We start from the raw sequence: 240 nt of genomic DNA, 5'->3' as shown, positions 1-240 counted from the left end.
CCCATATTGCTGGTGTACTTCAGGAACAGGTTCAGCATTTCCTGGTGGAAACGACGTGCCTGATGTGGGTTATCGAGGAAGATACAGTGCTCTTTTACACCTGGTGTGTTGAAGTCATTGGAGGTACTGCCCAGCGCCATGACCAGCGTGTCATACGGCAGTTTGCGCTCAGGAACCAGCAGTTCCCCTTTTTCATCGCGCAGCTCTGCCAGGGTAATGGTTTTGCTCTCACGATTGATA

1 protein-coding gene is annotated in these 240 nt (G+C 51.2%); it reads right to left on the bottom strand.

Going from position 1 to position 240, the window contains the following annotated elements; translation table 11 throughout:
• The coding region (locus ACPYOI_RS36875; RefSeq protein WP_481424285.1) for an FAD-dependent oxidoreductase at nucleotides 1–240 on the bottom strand (240 nt) is incomplete at both ends.

This window comes from Rhizobium sp. SVR5-2C (genome assembly GCF_056755115.1).
This window is presented reverse-complemented; position numbering and strand designations above follow the sequence as displayed.